The 695-nt window shown below is 75.8% G+C and carries 1 protein-coding gene; it reads right to left on the minus strand.

The features are described 5' to 3' along the window. Positions 1 to 643: glycosyltransferase (locus tag AC1DWF_RS34795; RefSeq protein WP_476843031.1), on the minus strand; the 643-nt coding region annotated here is incomplete at its 3' end. Positions 644 to 695: the final 52 nt, after the last annotated feature.

The raw sequence follows: 695 nt of genomic DNA on the forward strand, positions 1-695 counted from the left end.
GATCCGGCTCGTGCATGACGTGGACCGGGATGACCGGCGAGACCTCGACGCGCAGCCCCAGCTTCCGCACCGCCGCGCCCAGCGCGTGGTCGTCGGCCAGCAGCGGCAGCAGGGGCTCGAAGCCGCCGATCCGCTCCAGCGTGTCCCGCCGCAGCGCCATGGTCGCGCCGTAGCAGCCCTGTGCCTTTCCCAGGCTCTCACCGAGCGCCGCGTTGGGCAGGAAGTGCCAGTCGATCCCAAGCGCCGCCAATCGCGACCACGCCCCGCCATCGGCGGCCTCGCCGCGATAGAGGCAGGTGACGAGACCCGTGGCGGGGTCGGCCAGCGGCGCGGTCACCGCCGTCAGCCAGTCGGGCGGGCAGAGCATGTCGGCATCGGCGACGACCAGCGCCGGATAGCGTGCCCCGGCCGCCAGGTGGACGAGCTGGGAGACCTTGCGGTTGGCGCCCAGCACCGCGCCGCCCGCGAGGAAGCGCGCCGGTGTGGGGCTCGCGCCCATCGCCGTGTCCGCGACCGGCCGCGCCGCGTCGGCGGGGTCCGAGGTGCCGAAGAGCACCTCCCACGGGGCCGCATGCCTCTGGCCCAGCGTCGCCGCGAGGTTGCGCGCCAGCCCCGGCTCATCCCCGTGCAGCGGCTTCAGCACGCTGGCAGCCACCGCGGGCCCATCCGGCGCGGGCATCGCGGCCAGCCGGCGC

This window comes from Aminobacter sp. P4_D5, assembly GCF_056401815.1.